The sequence below is a fragment of the Weissella sp. DD23 genome, assembly GCF_001579105.1.
Lineage (GTDB): Bacteria > Bacillota > Bacilli > Lactobacillales > Lactobacillaceae > Weissella > Weissella cibaria.
Genome location: NZ_KQ970390.1, coordinates 359,720 through 360,736 on the forward strand (window position 1 = coordinate 359,720; position 1,017 = coordinate 360,736).

At 47.2% G+C, this 1,017-nt stretch carries 1 protein-coding gene and 1 pseudogene; both read left to right on the forward strand.

Features of this window, described 5'->3' with window-relative positions:
- Positions 1 to 638, forward strand: a 638-nt coding sequence (mvaD, locus tag WEIDD23_RS01730; RefSeq protein ID WP_082778294.1) for a diphosphomevalonate decarboxylase, incomplete at its 5' end; no start/stop codon positions are given.
- Positions 638 to 1,017: pseudogene (locus tag WEIDD23_RS14275) on the forward strand (phosphomevalonate kinase); the annotation flags it as partial. The gene mvaD and the pseudogene WEIDD23_RS14275, both read left to right, overlap by 1 nt.

The window sequence follows — 1,017 nt, forward strand, 5'->3', positions numbered from 1 at the left end:
CTAGTCGCGCAGCTGGCCTGGCTTTATCACCAGCTGAACTGTCACGATTAGCACGTCGTGGGTCCGGGTCAGCATCGCGGTCTATTTTTGGCGGTTTCGCCCAATGGGATCGCGGTCATGATGACCTAACATCAGTTGCTAAGCCCTTGGTCGAGACAATTGACTGGCCAATACAATTGTTAACAGTGATTATTAACGATCAGCCTAAAAAAATAGATTCACGTGGCGGTATGCAACATGCAAAAGCAACCTCACCTTTCTATGATGATTGGGTTAACCGGTCGAATGCCTTGGTGCCTGTTATGCAAACAGCCATTGCGAACCACGACATTGATCAAATTGGTCAATTAGCGGAAGCCAATGCGCTACAAATGCATGCAACAAATGCCACTGCCCAGCCAGCGTTTAATTACTTAACTGATTCCTCATGGCAGGTCATTAACCTAGCAACCACGCTTCGTGAACAGGGCATCTCCGTCTATGCGACAATGGACGCTGGACCAAACGTCAAGTTAATTTCACGACCAGCGGATACTGAGGTCATCACAGCGGCTTTAGCTGAGGCAATTCCTGGTGTCGTCGTTCGTACTGCAACGCCAGGTCCAAGTATCAAAATCGTTGAAGGAGATCAGATTTAATGGTTATGGCAAAAGCCCCCGGCAAATTATATTTAGCCGGTGAATATGCAGTCACATTGCCTGGGCAACCTAGCATTATCATGGCAGTCGATCGTTTTGTCACGGTCAATCTTGACCCACGAACGGATGCGTTAATCAGTATGACGAGTAATTTACTTGGCCACCGTGAATTATCAAGTTCTGAATTGTTGACGGTCGCTTTGGATGATGACTGGCGTCTAGTCCTTCGCACCTTGCAATTAATCCAGACGTATGCAATAGAAAACGGTCAACCTTTTACTGGGTTGACCGTTTCTATTGATAGCCAACTAACCATGGCCGGACAAAAATTAGGGCTTGGTTCATCAGCCGCCGTCGTGATGGCTTTAATCAAGGCTTA